Here is a 23091-nt window from a genome sequence, read left to right on the forward strand (position 1 = left end):
CAGGCTGTGCACGAAGTTGTCCACCGACAACCCACAGGCTGAGGCCTGTTGTCCCCAGCGATCTCCGGCTTCTCCACATGTCTGTCCACTGTTCGGCAACCCGACGCGCCTCCTCACCGGGTCGAGTGAAAGGCGTCACACGAAGTTGCCGGGTTGGCCTGTGGGAAAGACGGGTAAAGCTGGGGACGACGCTGGGGACAAGTCGCCCCTCCCTGTGCACGGAGTGTGCAGAACTTTCTGTTCTCCACAGAAGGCCCCGGTTTTCCACCGCCTCCGCCCACAGGGCCAGTGGATAAAAAATCGCCTCTGAGCTGCGAAAACACGGTTATCCACGGTATCCACAGGCCCTACTACTACTGACAACTAGAGAGAGCGAGGAATCCGTTTCGAAGCGGGTCCTGTGCACAACTCGCTCTTCGGTGCCCGGCTGCCCCTCGTCACGACTTGACCCCGAGGGGCACCGACTGTCAGTGCGGTGCGTCAGACTGGTCCCCGGTGGTCCTTCCCCTCACCGGGACCGACCACACCGAGACAGACGACGAAGGCCAGGCAGGGCGAGAAGCGCCGGCAACAGCAGGAGGCGGCAAGAGTGAAGATCCGGGTGGAACGCGACGTACTCGCGGAGGCCGTGGCCTGGGCGGCACGCAGCCTCCCGGCCCGTCCGCCGGCGCCTGTCCTCGCCGGCCTGCTGCTGAAGGCCGAGGACGGCCAGCTGAGCCTGTCCAGCTTCGACTACGAGGTCTCCGCGCGGGTCTCCGTGGAGGCCGAGGTCGAGGAGGAGGGCACGGTCCTCGTCTCCGGCCGCCTGCTCGCGGACATCTGCCGCGCCCTGCCCAACCGCCCGGTGGAGATCTCCACAGACGGTGTACGGGCGACGGTGGTCTGCGGTTCCTCGCGCTTCACCCTCCACACACTGCCGGTGGAGGAGTACCCGTCCCTGCCGCAGATGCCGAACGCGACGGGCACGGTCCCCGGCGAGGTCTTCGCCTCCGCGGCCGCCCAGGTCGCCATCGCCGCCGGTCGTGACGACACGCTGCCCGTCCTCACCGGTGTCCGCATCGAGATCGAGGGCGACACGGTCACGCTGGCCTCCACCGACCGCTACCGCTTCGCGGTCCGCGAGTTCCTGTGGAAGCCGGAGAACCCGGAGGCCTCCGCGGTCGCCCTGGTGCCCGCCAAGACGCTCCTGGACACAGCCAAGGCGCTCACGAGCGGCGACAGCGTCATCCTGGCTCTGTCCGGCTCCGGTTCGGGCGAGGGCCTGATCGGCTTCGAGGGCGCGGGCCGGCGTACGACCACCCGCCTCCTGGAGGGCGACCTCCCGAAGTACCGCACGCTGTTCCCGACCGAGTTCAACTCCGTCGCCGTGATCGAGACCGCCCCCTTCGTGGAGGCCGTCAAGCGTGTGGCGCTGGTCGCCGAGCGCAACACCCCGGTGCGGCTGAGCTTCGAGCAGGGCGTGCTCATCCTGGAGGCCGGCTCCAGTGACGACGCACAGGCTGTGGAGCGGGTCGACGCCCAGCTGGAGGGTGACGACATCTCGATCGCCTTCAACCCGACCTTCCTGCTGGACGGTCTGAGCGCCATCGACTCCCCGGTCGCCCAGTTGTCCTTCACGACGTCCACGAAGCCCGCGCTGCTCAGCGGCAAGCCGGCGCTGGACGCGGAGGCGGACGAGGCCTACAAGTACCTGATCATGCCGGTGCGCCTCAGCGGCTGACCGGCCGTCCGAGCTGCCTGAAGTTGTCCACAGGCCGTGGAGGAAGTACGCCCGGCCTGTGGGTGAAGCCGCAGGTGAACGCGCAGATGGGCCGTACGTTTGAGCGCGTATGCCCACAGGTGTGCGTGACGGTCCGGGTTTAGGCTCGGACATGGGTACGAATGTGCCCCACACGCCACACAGCGACCTAAGGAACAACTGATGGAGCTCGGTCTCATCGGCCTCGGCAAGATGGGCGGCAACATGCGCGAGCGGATCCGCCGCGCAGGCCACACCGTCGTCGGATACGACCGCAACCCGGACCTCGCCGATGTCCACAGCCTCCAAGAGCTTGTGGGCAAGCTCAAGGGCCCGCGCGTGGTCTGGGTGATGGTCCCGGCCGGTGCCGCCACGCAGTCGACCGTCGACGAGCTCGCCGAGCTGCTGGAGCCGGGCGACGTCGTCGTGGACGGCGGCAACTCCCGCTGGACGGACGACGAGAAGCACGCCGAGGAGCTGGCCGCCAAGGGCATCGGCTTCGTCGACTGCGGCGTCTCCGGCGGTGTCTGGGGCCTGGAGAACGGCTACGCGCTGATGTACGGCGGCGACGCGGAGAACGTCGCCAAGGTGCAGCCGATCTTCGACGCGCTCAAGCCCGAGGGCGACTTCGGCGCGGTGCGCGCCGGCAAGGTCGGCGCCGGCCACTTCGCGAAGATGGTCCACAACGGCATCGAGTACGCCATGATGCAGGCCTACGCCGAGGGCTGGGAGCTCCTGGAGAAGATCGACTCCGTCACGGACGTACGCGAGGTCTTCCGCTCCTGGCAGGAGGGCACGGTCATCCGTTCCTGGCTGCTGGACCTGGCCGTCAACGCCCTCGACGAGGACGAGCACCTCGACAAGCTGCGCGGCTTCGCACAGGACTCCGGCGAGGGCCGCTGGACCGTGGAGGCCGCGATCGACAACGCCGTGCCGCTGCCCGCGATCACGGCCTCGCTGTTCGCGCGGTTCGCCTCCCGCCAGGAGGACTCGCCGCAGATGAAGATGATCGCGGCGCTGCGCAACCAGTTCGGCGGCCACGCCGTCGAGAAGAAGTAATCCACAGGGTCGCCCCGCGATCCACAACCCTGGGGGAGGTCGGCGAACGACCATGCACGTCACGCATCTGTCGCTGGCCGACTTCCGCTCGTACGCCCGGGTCGAAGTTCCGCTCGACCCGGGCGTCACCGCCTTCGTGGGCCCCAACGGGCAGGGCAAGACGAACCTCGTCGAGGCCGTCGGCTATCTCGCCACCCTCGGCAGCCACCGCGTCGCCTCGGACGCGCCCCTGGTCCGCATGGGCGCCGACCGCGCGATCATCCGGGCGCAGGTCAAGCAGGGCGAGCGGCAGCAGCTGCTCGAGCTGGAGCTGAACCCCGGCCGGGCCAACCGCGCCCGCATCAACAGGTCCTCGCAGGTCAGACCCCGTGACGTGCTGGGCATCGTACGGACCGTGCTGTTCGCGCCCGAGGACCTCTCGCTGATCAAGGGCGATCCCGGTGAGCGGCGCCGCTTCCTGGACGAGCTGATCACCGCGCGCTCCCCGCGCATGGCGGGTGTGCGCTCCGACTACGAGCGGGTGCTCAAGCAGCGCAACACGCTCCTGAAGACGGCCGCGCTCGCGCGCAGGCACGGCGGGCGCTCCATGGACCTGTCCACCCTCGACGTGTGGGACCAGCACCTCGCGCGCGTGGGCGCCGAGCTGCTGGCCCAGCGGCTCGACCTGGTGGCCGCGATCCAGCCGCTGGCCGACAAGGCGTACGAGCAGCTGGCTCCGGGCGGGGGACCGGTCGCCCTGGAGTACAAGCCGTCCGCGCCGGGTGAGGCACACACGCGTGAGGACCTCTACGCGCAGCTGATGGGCGCGCTCGCCGACGCCCGCAAGCAGGAGATCGAGCGGGGCGTCACCCTGGTGGGGCCTCATCGGGACGATGTGATTCTCAAACTCGGCGCGCTGCCCGCCAAGGGATACGCCTCCCACGGCGAGTCCTGGTCCTACGCGCTCGCCCTGCGCCTGGCCTCCTACGACCTGCTGCGGGCCGAGGGCAACGAGCCGGTGCTGGTCCTGGACGACGTCTTCGCCGAGTTGGACGCCCGGCGGCGGGAGCGGCTGGCCGAGCTGGTCGCGCCCGGCGAGCAGGTGCTGGTCACGGCCGCGGTCGACGACGACGTACCGCATGTACTCGCCGGGGCGCGGTACTCCGTGGCCGAGGGGACGGTGGAGCGCGTATGACGGCCGACGAGTCCGCCCCGAAGAAGGCGCCCGAGCCTTCCGGCGTCGACCTCGCGCGCGTGGCGCTGAGGGCGGCGCGGGAGCAGGCACGCGCGCGTGGGGACGCGGCGCAGCAGAAGAAGCAGGCCCGGCGTGGGGGCGGCCTGCGCTCCGGCGCGCGTGCGGACGGCCGCGACCCGATGGCGCTGGGCGCCGCGATCAACCGGCTGCTCACCGAGCGCGGCTGGGAGGCGCCGGCCGCGGTGGGCGGTGTGATGGGCCGGTGGCCGCAGATCGTCGGCGAGGACGTGGCCAAGCACTGCGTGCCGGAGCGGTACGACGAGGACGAGCGGGTGCTGATCGTGCGCTGCGACTCCACGGCCTGGGCGACGAACCTGCGCCTGCTCGCCCCGACGCTCGTGGCGCGCCTCAACGAGGATCTGGGCCATGGCACGGTGCGGCTGATCAAGGTGCTCGGTCCCGGTGGCCCCCCGCGCCGCTACGGCCCCCTCAGGGCCCCTGGGAGCACCGGTCCCGGCGACACCTACGGGTGACGTGCGTCACTTGTTCCTGGCCGGGACGGTCCTGTGGTGACCGCCCGGCCTTCGTCCTGTGAGCCCGCGTGCGGGTGGGAATCCGGAACCTGACTCCCAAGTAGCCAAGGGTTGACGCCCGGAAGCGCTGAGTGCCTCCGTGAGCCTCTTGGAGCCCCCATCCGCATATCGGGACCCGGAAGAGACCGGTTGAGGGCGGCACATGCGGACTCAGGTACCGGCAAACCCCCATCAGTGTCAGTGCTACCGGTAGACTGGAAGCCAATCCCGCCCCGAACGTGGGGACCGCCCGGGAAAAGCTGAGCAACGCTGATCAAGGCTTACCAACGCAACATGCCGCAGCCGCTCCGGCAACCCGCCGACGAGCCTGGCTAGTGCTGTGCCAGAAAGGGCGCTTCGTGGCCGATTCCGGCAACCCCAACGAGAACATCCCGTCCACCGACGCCGGCGCCAACGGCGAGGCCCACGCCTCGAACGGCGAGGTCACCGCCTCGTACGACGCCAGCGCCATCACCGTCCTCGAGGGTCTGGACGCGGTCCGCAAGCGACCCGGTATGTACATCGGCTCGACCGGCGAGCGCGGCCTGCACCACCTCGTGTACGAGGTCGTCGACAACTCGGTCGACGAGGCGCTGGCCGGCCACGCGGACACCATCGACGTGACGATCCTGGCCGACGGCGGGGTGCGCGTCACCGACAACGGCCGCGGCATCCCGGTGGGCATCGTCGCCTCCGAGGGCAAACCGGCCCTCGAGGTCGTGCTGACCGTGCTGCACGCCGGAGGCAAGTTCGGCGGCGGCGGCTACGCGGTCTCCGGTGGTCTGCACGGAGTCGGCGTCTCGGTCGTGAACGCCCTGTCGAGCAAGGTCTCCGTCGAGGTGAAGACGGACGGCCACCGCTGGACGCAGGACTACAAGATGGGCGTCCCCACGGCGCCGCTCGCCCAGCACGAGACCGTCGAGGAGACCGGCACGTCGGTCACCTTCTGGGCCGACTCGGACATCTTCGAGACCACCGAGTACTCCTTCGAGACGCTCTCGCGGCGCTTCCAGGAGATGGCGTTCCTCAACAAGGGTTTGACGATCAAACTCACCGACGAGCGCGAGTCGGCGAAGGCCACCGCCGGGGCGGACGAGGCGGGTGCGGACGAGAAGGACGAGGTCAAGACCGTCACGTACCACTACGAGGGCGGCATCGTCGACTTCGTGAAGTACCTCAACTCCCGCAAGGGAGACGCGGTGCACCCGACCGTCATCGACCTGGAGGCGGAGGACAAGGACAAGAGCCTGTCCCTCGAGGTCGCCATGCAGTGGAACAGCGGTTACAGCGAGGGTGTGTACTCCTTCGCCAACATCATCCACACGCATGAGGGCGGTACCCACGAAGAGGGCTTCCGCGCGGCGCTGACCAACCTGGTCAACAAGTACGCGCGCGACAAGAAGCTGCTGCGCGAGAAGGACGACAACCTCACGGGTGACGACATCCGCGAGGGTCTGACCGCGATCATCTCGGTCAAGCTGAGCGAGCCCCAGTTCGAGGGCCAGACCAAGACCAAGCTGGGCAACACGGAGGCCAAGACCTTCGTCCAGAAGGCGGTCTACGAGCACCTCAACGACTGGCTTGACCGCAACCCGGTCGAGGCGGCGGACATCGTCCGCAAGGGCATCCAGGCGGCCACCGCGCGCGTGGCGGCCCGCAAGGCCCGCGACCTCACCCGCCGCAAGGGTCTGCTGGAGTCGGCGTCGCTGCCGGGCAAGCTTTCCGACTGCCAGTCGAACGACCCCACCAAGTGCGAGATCTTCATCGTCGAGGGTGACTCCGCCGGCGGCTCGGCCAAGTCCGGCCGTAACCCGCAGTACCAGGCGATCCTCCCGATCCGAGGCAAGATCCTCAACGTCGAGAAGGCGCGGATCGACAAGATCCTGCAGAACCAGGAGATCCAGGCGCTGATCTCCGCCTTCGGCACCGGCGTGCACGAGGACTTCGACATCGCCAAGCTCCGCTATCACAAGATCATCCTGATGGCGGACGCCGACGTCGACGGTCAGCACATCAGCACCCTGCTGCTGACCTTCCTGTTCCGCTTCATGCGGCCGCTGGTCGAGGCCGGTCACGTCTACCTCTCCCGTCCCCCGCTCTACAAGATCAAGTGGGGCCGGGACGACATCGAGTACGCGTACTCCGACCGCGAGCGCGACGCGCTGATCGAGATGGGCCGTCAGCGTGGCAAGCGGGTGCGCGAGGACTCGATCCAGCGCTTCAAGGGTCTCGGCGAGATGAACGCCGAGGAACTGCGTATCACGACGATGGACCAGGAGCACCGCGTCCTCGGCCAGGTCACCCTCGACGACGCCGCCCAGGCCGACGACCTGTTCTCGGTCCTCATGGGCGAGGACGTCGAAGCGCGCCGTGCCTTCATCCAGCGCAACGCCAAGGACGTCCGCTTCCTCGACATCTGAGTCGGTCTCAGCTGACCGGGCCAGGAAGGATCATCACCAGCAATGACCGACGAGAACACTCCCGTCACCCCTGAAGAGGGCGGCGACATCGCCATGCGCATCGAGCCCGTCGGGCTCGAGACGGAGATGCAGCGCTCGTACCTCGACTACGCGATGTCCGTCATCGTGTCCCGCGCGCTGCCCGACGTCCGCGACGGCCTCAAGCCCGTCCACCGCCGCGTCCTGTACGCGATGTACGACGGCGGCTACCGTCCCGAGCGCGGCTTCTACAAGTGCGCCCGCGTCGTCGGCGACGTCATGGGCAACTACCACCCGCACGGCGACTCCTCGATCTACGACGCGCTGGTCCGCCTCGCGCAGCCGTGGTCGATGCGCATGCCGCTCGTCGACTCCAACGGCAACTTCGGCTCCCCGGGCAACGACCCGGCGGCCGCCATGCGCTACACCGAGTGCAAGATGGCGCCGCTGTCGATGGAGATGGTCCGTGACATCGACGAGGAGACCGTCGACTTCACGGACAACTACGACGGCCGCTCCCAGGAACCGACCGTCCTGCCGGCCCGCTTCCCCAACCTGCTGATCAACGGCTCGGCCGGTATCGCGGTCGGCATGGCGACCAACATCCCCTCGCACAACCTGCGCGAGGTCGCGTCGGGCGCCCAGTGGTACCTGGAGAACCCGGAGGCCTCGCACGAGGAGCTCCTGGACGCGCTGATGGAGCGCATCAAGGGCCCCGACTTCCCGACCGGCGCGCTCGTCGTGGGCCGCAAGGGCATCGAGGAGGCGTACCGCACGGGCCGCGGCTCGATCACCATGCGGGCGGTCGTCGAGGTCGAGGAGATCCAGAACCGCCAGTGCCTGGTGGTCACGGAGCTGCCGTACCAGGTGAACCCCGACAACCTCGCGCAGAAGATCGCCGACCTGGTGAAGGACGGCAAGATCGGCGGCATCGCGGACGTCCGTGACGAGACGTCGTCGCGCACCGGCCAGCGCCTGGTCATCGTCCTCAAGCGGGACGCGGTCGCCAAGGTCGTGCTGAACAACCTCTACAAGCACACCGACCTGCAGACGAACTTCGGCGCCAACATGCTGGCCCTGGTCGACGGCGTCCCTCGCACGCTCTCGCTCGACGCGTTCATCCGCCACTGGGTGACGCACCAGATCGAGGTCGTCGTCCGCCGTACGAAGTTCCGGCTGCGCAAGGCCGAGGAGCGGGCGCACATCCTGCGCGGTCTGCTGAAGGCCCTGGACGCCATCGACGAGGTCATCGCGCTGATCCGGCGCAGCGACACCGTCGACATCGCGCGTACCGGCCTGATGCAGCTCCTGGAGATCGACGAGATCCAGGCCAACGCCATCCTCGAGATGCAGCTGCGCCGACTGGCCGCCCTGGAGCGCCAGAAGATCATCCAGGAGCACGACGAACTCCAGGCGAAGATCACCGAGTACAACGAGATCCTCGCCTCGCCGGTCCGCCAGCGCGGCATCGTCAGCGCCGAACTCGCCGCGATCGTCGAGAAGTACGGCGACGACCGCAAGACGATGCTGGTGCCCTACGACGGTGACATGTCCATCGAGGACCTGATCGCCGAGGAGGACATCGTCGTCACCGTCACGCGCGGTGGCTACGTCAAGCGCACCAAGGCGGACGACTACCGCGCGCAGAAGCGCGGCGGCAAGGGCGTACGTGGCGCGAAGCTGAAGGAAGACGACATCGTCGACCACTTCTTCGTCTCCACCACGCACCACTGGCTGCTGTTCTTCACCAACAAGGGCCGCGTCTACCGGGCGAAGGCCTACGAGCTGCCCGACGCCGGGCGTGACGCGCGTGGACAGCACGTCGCGAACCTGCTGGCCTTCCAGCCGGACGAGGCGATCGCCGAGATCCTCGCGATCCGCGACTACGAGGCGGCGCCGTACCTGGTCCTGGCCACCAAGGGCGGCCTGGTCAAGAAGACGCCTCTGAAGGATTACGATTCGCCGCGTGCCGGTGGTGTCATCGCGATCAACCTCCGTGAGACGGAGGACGGTTCAGACGACGAACTGATCGGAGCCGAACTTGTCTCGGCGGACGACGATCTGCTTCTGATCAGCAAGAAGGCTCAGTCGATCAGGTTCACCGCCACGGACGAGGCACTGCGGCCCATGGGCCGTGCCACCTCGGGCGTCAAGGGCATGAGCTTCCGCGAGGGAGACCAGCTGCTCTCGATGAATGTTGTTCGACCCGGTACGTTCGTGTTCACTGCCACAGACGGCGGGTACGCGAAGCGGACCGCCGTCGACGAGTACCGCGTCCAGGGTCGCGGTGGCCTGGGTATCAAGGCCGCCAAGATCGTCGAGGACCGCGGCTCGCTCGTCGGCGCGCTGGTGGTCGAGGAGACCGACGAGATCCTCGCCATCACGCTGGGCGGCGGTGTGATTCGTACGCGGGTCAACGAGATCAGGGAGACGGGCCGTGACACCATGGGCGTCCAACTGATCAACCTGGGCAAGCGCGATGCCGTCGTCGGCATCGCACGTAACGCCGAAGCGGGGCGCGAGGCGGAGGAGGTCGACGGCGAGGACGCCGTGGACGAGACCGCCGAGGCAGCCACGACCACCGGCACGGACGAGGGTGAGTCGCCCTCGTCCGAGTAGCACGAGGAGTGAGTCATCGTGAGCGGAGCCACGGGCGCCGGTACGTCTGCCGGTACGGACAAGAACGGCGGCGGCCGTGGCTCCGCCGCGCCGGCGGGGGACGCGCGTACGACCGACGCGCGGGGCGCCGTGGGTGGTGACGGGCGTCCGGCGGACACCCACACGACCCAGCTGAAGGCCATCAAGGCGCCTGCGGCAGACTCGCCCTCCGCCTCGTCCTCGCCCGACACGCAAGGATCAAAGGGATCCCAGGGGGGAACCGTGACGGACACCCGAGGCACGCAGGCCAAACAGCCTGCCGAAGGCTCGCCGCTTCCCGGGGAACGGCAGCCGCAGCAGCCCGCCGGGCCCTACCACCCGCCGCAGGCCTACCCGACGCAGGCGCCCCCGGCGGCGGCGTCGGCCGGTGCCGTACGGCGGCCGCGGACCGGCGCCCGCACCACGCCCCGCGTGCGCAAGGCCCGGCTGCGCGTGGCCAAGGCCGACCCGTGGTCGGTGATGAAGGTCAGCTTCCTGCTCTCCATCGCGCTGGGCATCTGCACGATCGTCGCGGCCGCCGTGCTGTGGATGGTCATGGACGCGATGGGTGTCTTCTCGACGGTCGGCGGCACGATCTCGGAGGCGACCGGCTCTAACGAGTCGAACGGCTTCGACCTCCAGGCGTTCCTGTCGCTCCCCCACGTCCTGATGTTCACGTCGATCATCGCGGTCATCGACGTCGTCCTCGCGACGGCCCTCGCGACGCTCGGCGCGTTCATCTACAACCTCTCCGCCGGCTTCGTCGGCGGCGTCGAGCTGACGCTCGCCGAGGACGAGTGAGCTTTGCCGTCGTAGCGGTCTCAAACCTCCACCGCGGGTCCCGCGACTATCGATTTTGGGACTGCCCGCGTCGTGCGCTAATCTTCAGGAGTCAGCGCGCGGGACACACACCGCAAAGCGCGGCGGGGCTATAGCTCAGTTGGTTAGAGCGCATCCCTGATAAGGATGAGGCCACAGGTTCAAATCCTGTTAGCCCCACCAGCCAAAAGACCCCCGGACCATCGGTCCGGGGGTCTTTTGACACCCATGGTTGACACCAACGGCGGCGGACGGCTGCGGTCAGCCGATCAGCGGGTCCTCCAGCAGCTCTGCGAGCATCGTCACAGCCTCCCTCTCACTGTCCCCCACGACGTGCGTGTAGACGTCCATGGTCATGCCTGATCTGACTGTGGCGGAGGATCGCTTGAGCGACCTTGGGATGCACCTTCAGGAAGGCCAGGAGGGTCCCGCAGGTGTGGCGGGCGAGACGGACCGTGATGCGCCGCACGCGGGCCCGCTTCACGAGGCGATCGAAGGTGCGGGAGAAGCCCGTGGGGTCGATCATGCCGCCGTGCTCCGAGGAGAAGATCAGGTCGTGGCCGTCCTGCTGGGCCAGTGGGCACCGGCGATCTTCTGTTCCAGCTCCTGGAGCTCCCGCCGCTCCTCCTGGAGTACCGCCTGAGCAGCTGAGCTGTTACAGGAATCTCTACCTCATCAAGCCCCGGCTGCGCTCCGCTCCGCCGGGCGCGCTTCCCGGCTCCGCTGCGGGCGACGCTCCTGCCTCCGGCCCGCTCCGCCCGCGCTGCGCCGACGCGCGCCCACTGGTGGATAGGGCCGGTGGACATGAGTCGAGCACCGCATAGCGGGGCCGCGGTCAAGGCAATGCCTCCGGCGGGGGATCGGCCGGCACCGGGATGGAGGGGGCGCCGTCGCCGACCGCGGGCACGTAGTGGCGTGCGCGGGTGCTCCCATCCCATCCACCGTCGACCCAGGCAGAGCCGAGCAGACGCGGCCCAGGGGCGTCAAGGTCGTTCGTACAGTGGCGCGCTCCACCTTGACGCCCCTGAACCACGCCCGCTCCACGGTGTGTGGGTCGACGGCGGACGGGATGGGAGCTGTTGGCGGGGGACGTTGAGGTGTCCTTCGCGGGCGTGGTACTGGTGGGCGGCGGTGAGGTTGAGCTGCGTCGGCGTGGATGATCCACCGGCTCTCGGCCGGTTCGAACCGGGCGTCTTCCACCACCGTCTGAAGTCCGTCCGCAGGCGCCACTCGCAGCTGCGGGCTGACGGTGAGGTAGCGGCGCAGCACCTCCATCTCGGCTCGGCGCAGGTCGATCCAATGCTGATGCGCGGGCTGCGCGGGCTGAGCCTCGCGCGGTGGCGGCGCTGCGGTGTGCGTGTGGGCGTAGGCGAGAGTGTCCCAGCCGTCGGCGGCGAGCAGGAACACGATTGCCTCGAGCGCGTTCATTAGGGCTCTCCACCGCCTGCCGCAGGCATCGAGGTCACCACGGCGGGCCCCCGACCAGCGCTGCGGGGACGCGCCCCCGCCCCTGCGGTTCCTGGACACCGTTTCCCGCTGCTCTGGCTGCCGAACGTTGCCTCCCGTACGCGGCCTGCGCGCAGCGGCATCAACGCAGGCATGGGCGCCCGGTGGCGCGGGACCTCACGATGGTCTACCTGCTATAAACCCACAGGAGCATGATTCATTCATGCGCATGGCATAAGGAGATCTGTGCGAATACGACGTGTCCTTGCTGCCCTGGGTGCGGGCGCTGCAACGCTCATGCTCGTTGCAACCAACGCATCCGCAGCCACCGCTGAGATCGACCTCGCCACCGCCTCGCCCATGCCCGAGGGCAACAGCGAGGTATGTGCCGAAGGCGGCTGGTACACCGGCGATGGCAGCCACCGCACCACCGCCTGCTTCATGAAGACGGGCGACTGGTGGGTGATCACCGACACGCAGTCCGACGGCTACTCGGCAGTTGCTCTGTGGCAGGTCACCGACGCTCACGGGGACGTCGTACGGCAAGGGCGCGTGTACAACACCGCCGGCTGGGGCGAGACCCGCTACAAGAACAAGAACTACCCCGAGAGCTACACCCTTTCGATCAGGGCATGCGTCGGGCACTGGAACGGTGGGGACAGCCCCACCGTCTTCACGGAGGGATGCAGCGCCCCGGTGTACACCACCACCTGACCGGCTTAGTCAGTAGAGCAGCCCCGGCAGGGCATTCGAAACCCTGCCGGGGCTGCGGCGTACCCATAGCCGTCCACGTCCGCACCCCCGGCGAACCTGTCAAGCCCGCCCACGATGGCTGACACCAACGCCTGACACCAACAGCCCCGAACAGCAGCGGTTGGCGTCGGATCCCAGCGGATGGTCAGCCTAGGAGCACGGCCTATTGACCATCCTCACCGAGGCCCCATGATCGACCTGATAAGGATGAGGCCACAGGTTCAAATCCTGTTAGCCCCACCAGCACGAAGGCCCCCAACCGGTCAGGTTGGGGGCCTTCGGCGTCTGTGCGTGCGGGTGGTGCCGAGTCCGAGTCCGAGTCCGAGTCGGGTTCGGTGGCGGTGCACGGCGAAGGCCCGGTGGCTCCTGGGGGAGCTGCCGGGCCTGCTTCGTGCGGGCTGTACGCAAGTTCGCCGTCACGTCGGGGGCGGGGGCCCTCAGCGCTGGAGGGGGATGGCCGGTTCGGCCGGGTCCGCGGGCTCGCAGGTGATCGTGGTGTGCTCGGCAGGGTCGGTGTCCGGGAGGCCGCGGTGGCGGCAGCTGGGGGACTTCCCGTGTGCCTCGGCGCGGATGCGCTGCTTCATCGTGGGGGGCAGGGAGCGGGCTTGGGACCAGAGCCAGGGGGCCGAGATCGTCGGCCATGCCGTCGCGTGCGCGGTGGTGCCGCTCTCGCTGCCGCGCGTCGGCTCGGTGCGGGCAGCCGCCGTCGCGGCGGTCGTCGTGATGAGTCCGAGCGCCGTGCACAGCGCGAGGAAGGCGGTGACGATGGCGGTCCACAGCTTCATGACCCGGTTCTCGGTCATGGCCCCTCACTTTCGGGTTGGGCGATTTGCGTACTTTCCTCATGATGTGTATGGAGGGCGCGAAGTGGTGGACCGACGCTCGCGGCGTGGCGTTGTTCCGATGAACACCACCCGTATGGGCGCAAGAGGCAATGGAAGGGGAGGATGGTGGAGCAAAGGGGACGAGTACGGGCGAAACTCACCCTCCGTAGAGATGTGATCACCCTCCGATCGGAGTGGTGCGATCCGCTTCTACTGGGCTGCCGAGGGCGGGAGTTGAGGGGCGGACGCAGGTCACCGATCGGTATCGGTCGGTGTGTATAGTCGGGCGCCAGAGGTCCCCTACGTCAAGGAAAGACGAGGTCGCGCGGTGAAGAAGCTTCTCCTGGTCGCACTGGCCGCCATCGGCGGGCTCCTCGTGTACCGCCAGATCCAGGCGGATCGCGCCGAGCAGGATCTGTGGACGGAGGCGACTGACTCCGTGCCCACGGGTTCGTGAGTATCGATACCGAAGACTGAGCAAACCCCGGCCGCCGCTCGCGGTCGGGGTTTTGTGTTGCGCGTTCCCCGGACTGCGATTAGAGGCGGGCTTTTCGGACGCTCGTGCCGGATGCGCGGGTGACACGCGCGCGGGCGGGGCAGGATGGCCCACGTTCGGTCGAAGGCGAGGGGGCGGAGTCGATGGCCCGGCGTGCGGGGCTTGCGGGGCGGGCGGCGGCCGTGTGGCGGGCCGTCGTGCGGATCACCGCCGTGGGAGCGGTGCTCTGTGCGGCGTCGGTGGCGCTGCCGGGACCGGTCGCCGTCGCCGCGCCGGACGTCCCGGCGTACGCCGTCGCCGACGACGTCCGCAGCGCCCCGGCGGCCACAGGCACCACCGACGCCGTGCGCCTGGAACCCGGCGCGACGTACCGAAGTTCCCTCCAGGGCCAGGGCCAGGGCCAGGGCCAGGGCCAGGACCAGGACCAGGAGAAGGCTGTGAAGGCCTACTACCGGCTCGAACTCGACGACGTGTCGAACGTGTACGTCTCCGTGACGGCGATCCCGCGCGCGGGAGCCGCGCTCTCCGTCGGTGACGGGATCAGCGTCTCCGTCCAGGACGCCGACAGCGCCCGGTGCTCCTCCGACACAGTGAGCGTGGGCGCGTCCAAGAGCCCGCAGCCGATCACGGCGTGGGGCGCGCGCGAGCTCGTGCCGGGCAAGGGGCTGTGCCAGGGGGCCGGCACGTACTACGTCGTCGTCGAGCGGACCGGCATCCGCACCGGTGCCGGCACCGGCGGGCAGGAGACGGACTCCTCCGCCGCGGAACCCTGGGATCTGGAGCTCGCGCCTGTCTCCGAGCCGCCCCTGAAGAAGGCTGCCGCCACCAGCGTGCCCGAGCAATGGGACTCCGCGACACCGACGCCGCCCGTCTCCGAGCCGGTGGCGGTCCGGGGCGGGGCCGGCTTCGCCAGGGCGACCGCCGTGGAACAGGGCGTGTGGAGCGACGAGATCGTCCCCGGGCAGACCCTCTTCTACAAGGTGCCCGTCGACTGGGGCCGGCAGGTGTCCGCCGCCGTCGACCTGGGCAGCGGGGACACGGACTCCGGGTATGTGGTCGACGCCCTGGACCTGACCCTCTACAACCCGGTGCGAGCCGACGTGAAGGAAACGAGCGTCGGCTTCGGCGGCACCCAGAAGTCGGCCTCGCTGCCACCCGTCCCGCCGGTCCGGTACGTCAACCGGTACGCGCCCACCGATCCGACGAACTCACTGCGGTTCGCCGGCTCGTACTACCTCGTGGTGCACCTCGCCGCGCAGGTGGCCGAACGTTTCGGCAAGGGGCCCTACGGGCTGACCCTGCGCGTCCGGCTCGGCGGCGGCACGCAGGCCGGTCCGGGGTACGCGGCGCAGTCGGCGCCGCGCGGGTTCTTCGACGTCGGCGCGCGCGACCCGGAGCCCTCGGCGGGCGGCGGTGCGTCGGGGGGCGGTGCGTCGGGCGGTGACCCGGTGATGAAGACGGTCGCCGTGGGCGGCATCGGCACCGGGAGCGCGCTGCTGACGGTGCTCGGGGTGTGGACGCTGACCGCGCGGCGCAGGGCCGCGGCTCAGACGCGCGCCAACGCCCAGAACCCCACGGCGTAGCAGACCAGCGCGAGGAACAGCAGCGGCACCGCGACCTTGGCGGGCGGGCCGGGACGCCCCCGGCGGGCGGCGCGATGCCCACGCCGACGGCCCCGCGGTGAAGGTGCCTGCGGTGAAAGTGCCTGCGCGGAGGCGGGGGGCACGACCTGCGGGTCCTGGGCGGTGTACGAGGCGGTGGACACATCGGCGCGCCGCCCGCGGGAGGGCAACGCGAACGTGGAGTCGTACGGGGATTCGTACGGGACCTCGTACGGAGGCGCGGGGGAGACCGGGTGATGCGGAGTGGGGGACTGCGGAGGCGGCAGGTGGAAGCTCCCGGTGTCCGACATCGAGGGGACATGGGCGGGCGTGGGGGTGGGGCTGGGCGTGGACGTCGGACCGGGCGTGGGGGGCGCCGACCGGGGCGTCGGATCGGTGGGGCGGCGTGGGTCCGTCGGCACGGAGTCCGGGGCATGGAGTGGGGCGGGCGGCGGAGGTACGACACCCGCGCCCGAGCCCGCGCCCGCGCCGGCACCCAAGCCAGAGCCAGAGCCTGCACCCAAGCCAGAGCCAGAGCCCGCGCCCGCACCCGAGCCCGAGCCCGAGCCCGAGCCCGAGCCGGAGTGGGACGGGACGGCGGACGACGTAGGAGCTCCGCCCGCCTGGGAAGGCAGGCCGCCCGTGCCCGGGTGGGCAGGACCGGCCGCCGCTCCCGGACCGGAGGGAGGGGGCCCGGAGGGAAAGGATCCGCTGCCTGCAAGGGCCGGATCGGGGGCCGTTCGCGGACGGGAGGGCAGGGAGCCGGTGTCCGGGCGGGCCGGGACGGGAGGGGTGTTCGGGCGGGTGGGCACGGAAGCCGTGCCCGGTCTCGGTGCGGACGGGCCGTCGGGACCGAACCCCTTGGGCAGTGGGCCGAGTTGGTCGAAGATCTCGATCATCTCGTCGTCCGGGCCGGGCTCGGGCAGGAGCTCGGCGGCCGCCCCGAGCGCCTTGCGCGCCCCCGTCGCCGTACGGAAGCGGGCCTGCGGGTCCGGCTGGAGCAGGGTGGCGACGACCTGCCACAGCGGCTCCGGAACGCTCTTCGGAGCGCCCGGCGTCCCGTGTTCCGCGAAGTACTGGACGAGCGCCTTGGCGTCCGGCTTGGCGCCCTCCAGCAGATACAGGGCGACCAGACCGACGGCGAACAGGTCGGCCGGGAAGTCCGGGTCGGCGCCCATCATCTGCTCGGGCGCGAGGTAACCGGGCGTCCCCACCACGAGATTGGTCTCCGTCAGGCGGGGCTCGCCCAGCCGCATCGCGATGCCGAAGTCGGAGAGCCTCAGCCGCGGCCGGGCCGTTCCGGTGGCCTCCAGCAGGATGTTGGCGGGTTTGATGTCGCGGTGCACGACGCCTTCCGCGTGGACCGCGGTGAGCCCGGAGAGCAACTGGTCGAGCAGGGTGCACACGAAGGCCGGGGGCAGGGGGCCGTAGTCGCCGACGAGATGGACCAGCGAACCGCCGCCGACCAGGTCCATCGTGAACAGGACCTTGTCGTCGTCGGCGGCCCAGCTGGCGGGCGCGAGCACATGAGGGTGGTCGATCCGCAGCGCCTGCTCGCGGACGAAGCGCAGCAGCGCGTGCGCGTCGCTCTGCTGGAGCACCTTGGCGGCCACGTAGCGGCGGCGACGGTGGTCCCAGGCGCGCCAGACCGCGCCGACCCCTCCGCGTCCGATCGGGTCGGCCAGTTCGTACCGTCCGGCGAAGACCTCACCCATGGCAGTGCGTCGCTCCTCCCCCTGGTCCCGCTGGTCCCCCTCGGGTCTCCCCCTTGTTACCCCCGCGACGAGTGATACGACCCCCGTGTGCCCCGCTGCGTTGTGCTGCCCCCCGCACTGCCGACCGCCCGGTTGCCGAACCCCCTTCGGCGACCGGGCCGAGGGCTCAGTTCTGGTGGGACTGGTAGTGCGTGACCGCGTCGGAGGTACGGCCGGCGCCGTACACCCGGAGGAACTCTGCCAGTTCCGGATGGGTCGGGGCGAGGGTGTCCGCGGCGTCGATGATGTCGCCGGCGGCCGCCACCGAGCGCAGCAGGGACTGGATCTCGCGGACGACCCGCTTGACCGTGGGAGCCCCCGAACTGCTCGTCGTCTGAGTGTTGTTGCTGAGCACCGAGCCCCCCTGCGACCGCTTGATCTCGTCCATGCGCTCGGTCGCCTCGGCGGCGCTGACGCTGCCGTCCGCGACCTGCGCCGCCAACTCCTGGAGCAGCTGCACCCGCTGCACCACCGCCGGGTTGCCGATCTTCGCCCGCTGACCGCTCATCAGCTGCGACAGCATCGGCGCCGACAGTCCCAGTACCCCCGCGAGACGAGCCTGGTTGAGGCCAAGATCGTCGATGAGCTTACGGAAGAGCGCCCCCAGCGGCTCCCCGTACCAGTTCCGCTGCAGTTCCCGCGCTCTCGCGGTCGCTTCCTGCTGTGCGGCGTCCATTGCGTCTCCCCATCGCTTCCCCAGAAACCGCGGTTCGCTCCAGCGAACCACGTCCGAGCATCTTACGGAGAGTGGTCATCCGCGGGGACCCCTAATCTTTTTGCGAGATACCCCGGGTGACCCGGTACTCTGGTCTGCGGCGCCCGCCGGTGCGAGGTTTCTCCGGCCGGACGTCCCTTCCGGGGCCTTAGCTCAGTTGGTAGAGCGCTGTCTTTGCATGGCAGATGTCAGGGGTTCGACTCCCCTAGGCTCCACACACAAGACCCCTCCCACCTGCAAAAACGCAGAGGGGAGGGGTCTTTTTGATTGTTGTCAGCTGCGGTCGTCCCGGTTCGCCGCCTCGTTCTCCGCGTCCTTCTCGGCCTCCTTGGCCTGGACCTCGGGATCGAGGACCGACGGGTCGCCGGTGCCGTCCACCGACGTCAGGCCGCCCGCGGCGGGTACCTCCGTGGCCGCCGGCGGCTCGACCAGCCAGTCCGGGTTCGCCTGCTTGTCCCACCACTTCCAGGCCGCGTAGGCACCGCCGACGACGCCACCGAGCACGGCCAGCGCCTTGGCGAGCCTGCCCGCCTTGGCCCGCCGCCGGTGCTTGCGCGCCAGCTTCGCGATCTCCTTCGGCGTCACCTGACCGCGCAGGGCGGCCAGCGCGGCGACGCCACGGGCGGCGGCCTCGTCCTTCACGGGCCCGGCCGCGGCCACCGCCTGTTCGATCTTCGGCCGGGAGTAGTCGGCGGCCTGCCGCGCCGCCAGGCGGGTACGGGCGGCCGCTTCCTGCGCGGCCAGGTCGACCTTCGGCGGGACATGTGTCTTCGCCTGTTCCAGACGTGGGACGACGAGGGCGTCGTACTGGACGCGGGCCTGTTCGGCGGCCTGAGACACCTTGGGCGCGAGCCGTACGCGGGCCTCATGCGCGTAGAGCGCGGCCCGTTCCTTGGCCGTGTCGGCGTAGGGCGCCACCACTTCCGCGGCGTGCAGCACGCTGTCCTTCGCCGAGCCGGTCGCGGCGCGCACGCTGTCGATGCGGGTCACGGGTTCCTCCTCCTCGGTGGCGTACGGTATTTCGACTGTCCACCCTTTTGCGGATCATGCCTGTCGGCGGCCGTCGCGGCATCCGTGGACGGGCAAATGGTCGACAGGCCGACAAAGCCGACGATGCCACGGATCGGTGCCGCCCGCTCCCGTCCCGCGCGACTCAGGTGCATTTCCGTACCCGAACCGTCGGTTCCGGTGCAGGAACGAGCCGTCCGGCAACGCACCCCGCGGAGCGTGCGAGGATCGGGGGGTCACAGGAAGACAACGGAAGGCAGATCGTGGCCGAGCAGCTGTACGCCACCCTGAAGACCAACCACGGCGACATCGAGGTCCGGCTCTTCCCGGACCACGCCCCGAAGACGGTCAAGAACTTCGTCGACCTCGCCACGGGCGGGCGTGAGTGGGTCAACCCGGAGACGGGCGCGAAGTCCTCGGACAAGCTCTACGACGGCACGGTCTTCCACCGGGTGATCAGCGGATTCATGATCCAGGGCGGTGACCCGCTGGGCAACGGCACCGGCGGTCCCGGCTACCAGTTCGAGGACGAGTTCCACCCCGACCTGCGGTTCGACAAGCCCTACCTGCTGGCCATGGCCAACGCCGGTCCGGGCACCAACGGATCGCAGTTCTTCATCACCGTCTCCCCGACGGCCTGGCTGACCCGCAAGCACACCATCTTCGGCGAGGTCACCGACGCGGCCAGCCAGAAGATCGTGGACGCCATCGCGACCACCCAGACCAACCCGCGCACCGACCGTCCGCTGAAGGACGTCGTCATCGAGTCGGTCGTCGTCGAGACCCGCCAGGTCTGAGGCGAAGAGACCCGCCCGGCCCGAGGCGAAAGACGCGCCGGGCCCGAGGCGCAAACGCCCCTGGCGAACCATGGGGAACCTAACGCCCTGCTCGTCCGTCAGGATGAGCAGGGCGGTTCCTTTCCGACCACGACTTATTTAGGGGAGCCCATGGACCAGGCGCCTGGCAGCCGGCAGGACGACGCGCACAGCGGCCTGCCCGTCTGCTACCGGCACCCCGACCGGGAGACCGGCATCCGCTGCACCCGCTGCGAGCGCCCGATCTGCCCCGAGTGCATGGTCAGCGCCTCCGTCGGCTTCCAGTGCCCCACCTGCGTCCGTGAGGGCTCCGGTACGGGGCACGCGCCCAGCGCCTCGCAGCCCCGCACGATCGCGGGGGGCGCGATCGCCGCCGACCCCCAGCTGCTCACCAAGATCCTCATCGGCCTCAACCTGGCGATGTTCCTGGTCCAGCAGGCCGTCGGCGACAGCTTCACCGACCACTTGGAAATGCTCGGCAAGGCCTCCGCCAACGGCTTCCCGCCCTACGACGGAGTCGCCGAAGGGCAGTGGTACCGGCTGCTGACCTCGATGTTCCTGCACGGCAGCATCATCCACATCCTGTCCAACATGCTCAGCCTCTGGTGGATCGGCGGCCCTCTCGAAGCGGCCCTCGGCCGGGCCCGCTTCCTGGCGCTGTACATGGCCTCCGGTCTGGCCGGCAGTGCGCTGACGTACCTGATCGCCGAGCCCAACCAGGCCTCGCTCGGCGCCTCCGGGGCCATCTTCGGTCTCTTCGGCGCGCTCGCCGTGCTGGTGCGGCGCCAGCGCCTCGACATGCGGCCGATCATCGCCCTGCTGGTGATCAACCTGGTCATCACGTTCGGGTGGAGCGGCATCGCCTGGCAGGCCCACATCGGCGGCCTGGTCGCCGGTGTCGTCATCGGTATCGCCATGGTCCACGCACCCCGCGAGCGCCGAGCCCTCGTGCAGTACGGGACCTGCGCGCTGATGCTGGCCGTCGTCGTGGTCGTGACGCTCCTGAGGACCGCCCAGCTCACCTGAGCGCGCTGTTGTCCACAGTCTGTGCCGAATCTTGTGCACAACGTGCGGGAACAGCTGTGCCCCCTGTCACCGGCCTATGTTTTCGCAGGTCGGGCAGGGGGCGAACAGTTTTTCGAGTGAGGGTGAGAGCCGGTAGTTATGTCACACCGGCGTCAACCTCGGATGAGTTATCCACAGATCGTCTTTCTTTTCCCCATGTGGAAAACTGCTGTGGATAACTCAGTGGATAGCCCTGGGCAGAGCTACGGGCGGGGCCCTACTTCCACTGTGTGGAGACACCGAACCCGGCCGCGATGAACCCGAAGCCCACGACGATGTTCCAGTTGTCCAGCTTGTCGATCGGCAGCGAACCGTCGGTGACGTAGAAGACAACGATCCAGGCCAGCCCGATGAGGAACATGGCCAGCATCACCGGAGCGACCCAGGCACGGCTGTTCAGCTTGATGGCGGTCGCCTGCTTCGCCGGGGGCGGCGTGTAGTCGGCCTTCTTGCGGATACGTGACTTCGGCACGAGGGTCTCTCCTGTCGATGCGCTGCGTGGCCGCGCAGGTGCTGGTCGGGCTCGGGGGCTGCGTACTAGGGGACTGAGGGGCTCCCCCGGGCGTCCGTTAGCGTAGTGCTTCTACGGCGCCGAAGGAGATAAGGGTACGTTGAGCAATTCTGCCGACTCCCCCGGGACGGGTACAACGGGTTCCGCCCCCGCCTCCTCCCCCGATTCCGGCGATTCCGGGCGCCGGGGTGGCTTCCGGCCCGTGCGGGTGCTCACCGTGGGTGTCTTCGCCCTCGCCGGCCTCCTCTTCTTCACCAGTTTCAACACCGCCAAGGGCACCAACATCCGCACGGACGCCTCCTTGCTGAGGCTGTCCGACCTCATCGAGGAACGCAGCCAGAAGAACGGCGAGCTGGACGAGGCGAACGGCAGCCTGCGCGAGGACGTGGAGTCGCTGGCCGAGGCCGACGACGGCAGTACCAAGGCCCAGGACGACAAGCTCGCGGGACTGGAGAAGGACGCGGGCACCCAGAAGCTCAAGGGCAAGGCCATCACGGTCACCCTCAACGACGCTCCGCCGAACGCCACCGCCAAGCTCCCCGGCTACCCGGAACCGCAGCCCGACTACCTCGTCATCCACCAGCAGGACCTCCAGGCCGTGGTGAACGCGCTCTGGCAGGGCGGCGCCCAGGGCATCAAGGTCATGGACCAGCGGCTGATCTCCACCAGCGCCGTCCGCTGCGTCGGCAACACCCTGATCCTCCAGGGCCGCGTCTACTCTCCGCCGTACAAGATCCAGGCGGTCGGTGACCCGGAGAAGCTCCAGCAGGCGCTCGCGGGCTCCCCGGCGATCCAGAACTACATGGTGTACGTGAACGTCTACGGCCTCGGCTGGAAAGTCACCGAGGACGGGACGGTGACTCTGCCGGGCTACTCGGGCACAGTGGATCTGCACTACGCCGAGCCTGTGAAGTAGCCGCCGGGGGGCGCCTGTGTCGGTGCGGGTGATCGTCAGGACGTTCAGCGAGCTGTGCATCACCGTCGGCGCCGTCATCGTCCTCTTCGTCGTCTACGTGCTGTTCTGGACCGGGGTCCGGGCCGACCGGGCCATGGACGACCAGATCGACGACCTGCACGACCAGTGGGCCCAGCAGACCGCGCGCCCCGCCCCGAGCGCGAGCCCCACCGCCACCGGGCGGCCGGCGCCGTACCGGAGCGGCAGGCCCTTCGCCGTGATGTACATCCCGCGCCTCGGTTTCACGTGGAACAAACCGGTGCTCGAGGGCACGGCGACCGGCACCCTGAAGAAGGGACTGGGCCACTACACCGGGACGGCGGCGCTCGGCCAGACCGGGAACTTCTCCGTCGCGGGCCACCGCCGTACGTACGGCGACCCGTTCAAGGACTTTCCCGAGCTCAGGCGGGGGGACGCGGTGGTGCTGACGGACGGGACGACCTGGTTCACGTATCGGATCGACAAAGGCCCTGACAAAACCGTGCCCTCGGACGTCGAGGTGATCGACGCTGTGCCACGTAAGTCGGGGTACACGCGTCCGGGCCGGTATCTGACGTTGACCACGTGCGATCCCGAATGGGGGCACAGTCACCGGCTGATCGTCTGGGCGCACCTGGACTCCACACAGCCTGTGGAGGCAGGCGAACCGAAGGCTCTGCGCCGTTAGTCTGGTGGCGTACGGCGTGAGTCAGGTGCCGTGGTGCGACGGAA

The 23091-nt window shown here is 69.2% G+C and carries 20 protein-coding genes and 2 tRNA genes; 16 read left to right on the forward strand and 6 right to left on the reverse strand.

The features are described from left to right. Positions 1 to 589: 589 nt before the first annotated feature. The 8 genes from dnaN (at position 590) to OG289_RS25700 (ending at position 10620) form a co-directional block, all read left to right on the forward strand. Positions 590 to 1720, forward strand: coding sequence for a DNA polymerase III subunit beta (gene dnaN, locus OG289_RS25665; RefSeq protein WP_327316365.1), 1131 nt, complete (start codon positions 590 to 592; stop codon positions 1718 to 1720). Positions 1721 to 1921: 201 nt separating this feature from the next. Continuing rightward, the gene (gnd, locus tag OG289_RS25670) at positions 1922 to 2797 is read left to right on the forward strand and encodes a phosphogluconate dehydrogenase (NAD(+)-dependent, decarboxylating) (protein WP_327316366.1); all 876 of its coding nucleotides are present in this window, start codon (positions 1922 to 1924) and stop codon (positions 2795 to 2797) included. A 52-nt stretch (positions 2798 to 2849) separates the two neighbouring features. Beyond that, positions 2850 to 3971 (forward strand): DNA replication/repair protein RecF, encoded by a 1122-nt coding sequence (recF, locus tag OG289_RS25675; RefSeq protein WP_327316367.1) that lies wholly within the window; start codon positions 2850 to 2852, stop codon positions 3969 to 3971. Next, positions 3968 to 4504 (forward strand): DUF721 domain-containing protein, encoded by a 537-nt coding sequence (locus OG289_RS25680; RefSeq protein ID WP_327316368.1) that lies wholly within the window; start codon positions 3968 to 3970, stop codon positions 4502 to 4504. The genes recF and OG289_RS25680 overlap by 4 nt, the downstream gene beginning before the upstream one ends. 374 nt (positions 4505 to 4878) lie before the next feature. Next, a complete protein-coding gene (gene gyrB, locus OG289_RS25685) occupies positions 4879 to 6963 on the forward strand; it encodes a DNA topoisomerase (ATP-hydrolyzing) subunit B (protein WP_327316369.1) in 2085 nt (694 codons plus the stop codon). Positions 6964 to 7005: 42 nt separating this feature from the next. Next, a complete protein-coding gene (gyrA, locus tag OG289_RS25690; RefSeq protein WP_327316370.1) occupies positions 7006 to 9600 on the forward strand; it encodes a DNA gyrase subunit A in 2595 nt (864 codons plus the stop codon). A gap of 18 nt (positions 9601 to 9618) precedes the next feature. Then, the gene (locus tag OG289_RS25695) at positions 9619 to 10419 is read left to right on the forward strand and encodes a DUF3566 domain-containing protein (RefSeq protein WP_327316371.1); all 801 of its coding nucleotides are present in this window, start codon (positions 9619 to 9621) and stop codon (positions 10417 to 10419) included. A gap of 124 nt (positions 10420 to 10543) precedes the next feature. Next, positions 10544 to 10620 (forward strand) — tRNA-Ile (locus OG289_RS25700). Between the two features lie 133 nt (positions 10621 to 10753). Here OG289_RS25700 and OG289_RS25705 read toward each other — a convergent pair. Further along, a complete protein-coding gene (locus tag OG289_RS25705) occupies positions 10754 to 10963 on the reverse strand; it encodes a hypothetical protein (protein WP_327316372.1) in 210 nt (69 codons plus the stop codon). A gap of 1217 nt (positions 10964 to 12180) precedes the next feature. Between OG289_RS25705 and OG289_RS25710 the strand changes: the two genes are divergently transcribed. Next, a complete protein-coding gene (locus OG289_RS25710) occupies positions 12181 to 12597 on the forward strand; it encodes a hypothetical protein (RefSeq protein WP_327316373.1) in 417 nt (138 codons plus the stop codon). 476 nt (positions 12598 to 13073) lie between these two features. Here the strand turns inward: OG289_RS25710 and OG289_RS25715 are convergent, their stop codons facing one another. Next, the gene (locus OG289_RS25715) at positions 13074 to 13439 is read right to left on the reverse strand and encodes a DUF6344 domain-containing protein (RefSeq protein ID WP_327316374.1); all 366 of its coding nucleotides are present in this window, start codon (positions 13437 to 13439) and stop codon (positions 13074 to 13076) included. Positions 13440 to 13788: 349 nt separating this feature from the next. Between OG289_RS25715 and OG289_RS25720 the strand changes: the two genes are divergently transcribed. After that, a complete protein-coding gene (locus tag OG289_RS25720; protein ID WP_003999697.1) occupies positions 13789 to 13917 on the forward strand; it encodes a DLW-39 family protein in 129 nt (42 codons plus the stop codon). Positions 13918 to 14099: 182 nt separating this feature from the next. Next, positions 14100 to 15539 carry a hypothetical protein gene (locus OG289_RS25725; protein ID WP_327316375.1) on the forward strand — a complete coding sequence of 480 codons (1440 nt, stop codon included), beginning with the start codon at positions 14100 to 14102 and terminating at the stop codon, positions 15537 to 15539. Here the strand turns inward: OG289_RS25725 and OG289_RS25730 are convergent. Together OG289_RS25730 and OG289_RS25735 are read right to left on the reverse strand one after the other, a co-directional pair. Further along, positions 15503 to 17272, reverse strand: coding sequence for a serine/threonine-protein kinase (locus OG289_RS25730; protein ID WP_327316376.1), 1770 nt, complete (start codon positions 17270 to 17272; stop codon positions 15503 to 15505). The two genes, OG289_RS25725 and OG289_RS25730, sit on opposite strands and share 37 nt — an antisense overlap. Before the next feature lie 166 nt (positions 17273 to 17438). After that, the gene (locus tag OG289_RS25735; protein ID WP_327316377.1) at positions 17439 to 17987 is read right to left on the reverse strand and encodes a helix-turn-helix domain-containing protein; all 549 of its coding nucleotides are present in this window, start codon (positions 17985 to 17987) and stop codon (positions 17439 to 17441) included. Between the two features lie 181 nt (positions 17988 to 18168). On the opposite strand from OG289_RS25735, the gene OG289_RS25740 reads away from it, so the two are divergent. Next, positions 18169 to 18241 (forward strand) — tRNA-Ala (locus OG289_RS25740). Between the two features lie 58 nt (positions 18242 to 18299). Here the strand turns inward: OG289_RS25740 and OG289_RS25745 are convergent. Next, positions 18300 to 19016: a DUF5324 family protein gene (locus OG289_RS25745; protein WP_327316378.1), complete on the reverse strand. Its 717-nt coding sequence runs from the start codon at positions 19014 to 19016 to the stop codon at positions 18300 to 18302. 281 nt (positions 19017 to 19297) lie between these two features. Here OG289_RS25745 and OG289_RS25750 point away from each other — a divergent pair, with 281 nt between their 5' ends. Together OG289_RS25750 and OG289_RS25755 are read left to right on the forward strand one after the other, a co-directional pair. Further along, positions 19298 to 19831, forward strand: a complete 534-nt coding sequence (locus tag OG289_RS25750) for a peptidylprolyl isomerase (protein ID WP_327316379.1) — start codon at positions 19298 to 19300, stop codon at positions 19829 to 19831. Positions 19832 to 19981: 150 nt separating this feature from the next. Further along, positions 19982 to 20875: a rhomboid family intramembrane serine protease gene (locus OG289_RS25755; protein ID WP_327316380.1), complete on the forward strand. Its 894-nt coding sequence runs from the start codon at positions 19982 to 19984 to the stop codon at positions 20873 to 20875. Positions 20876 to 21131: 256 nt separating this feature from the next. Here the strand turns inward: OG289_RS25755 and crgA are convergent, their stop codons facing one another. Beyond that, positions 21132 to 21386, reverse strand: a complete 255-nt coding sequence (gene crgA, locus OG289_RS25760) for a cell division protein CrgA (RefSeq protein WP_054242100.1) — start codon at positions 21384 to 21386, stop codon at positions 21132 to 21134. A 139-nt stretch (positions 21387 to 21525) separates the two neighbouring features. On the opposite strand from crgA, the gene OG289_RS25765 reads away from it, so the two are divergent. Together OG289_RS25765 and OG289_RS25770 are read left to right on the forward strand one after the other, a co-directional pair. Further along, positions 21526 to 22341 (forward strand): DUF881 domain-containing protein, encoded by an 816-nt coding sequence (locus tag OG289_RS25765; protein WP_327316381.1) that lies wholly within the window; start codon positions 21526 to 21528, stop codon positions 22339 to 22341. Between the two features lie 22 nt (positions 22342 to 22363). Continuing rightward, a complete protein-coding gene (locus tag OG289_RS25770) occupies positions 22364 to 23047 on the forward strand; it encodes a class E sortase (protein WP_327316382.1) in 684 nt (227 codons plus the stop codon). Positions 23048 to 23091: the final 44 nt, after the last annotated feature.

Source organism: Streptomyces sp. NBC_01235, from assembly GCF_035989285.1.
Classification (GTDB): domain Bacteria; phylum Actinomycetota; class Actinomycetes; order Streptomycetales; family Streptomycetaceae; genus Streptomyces.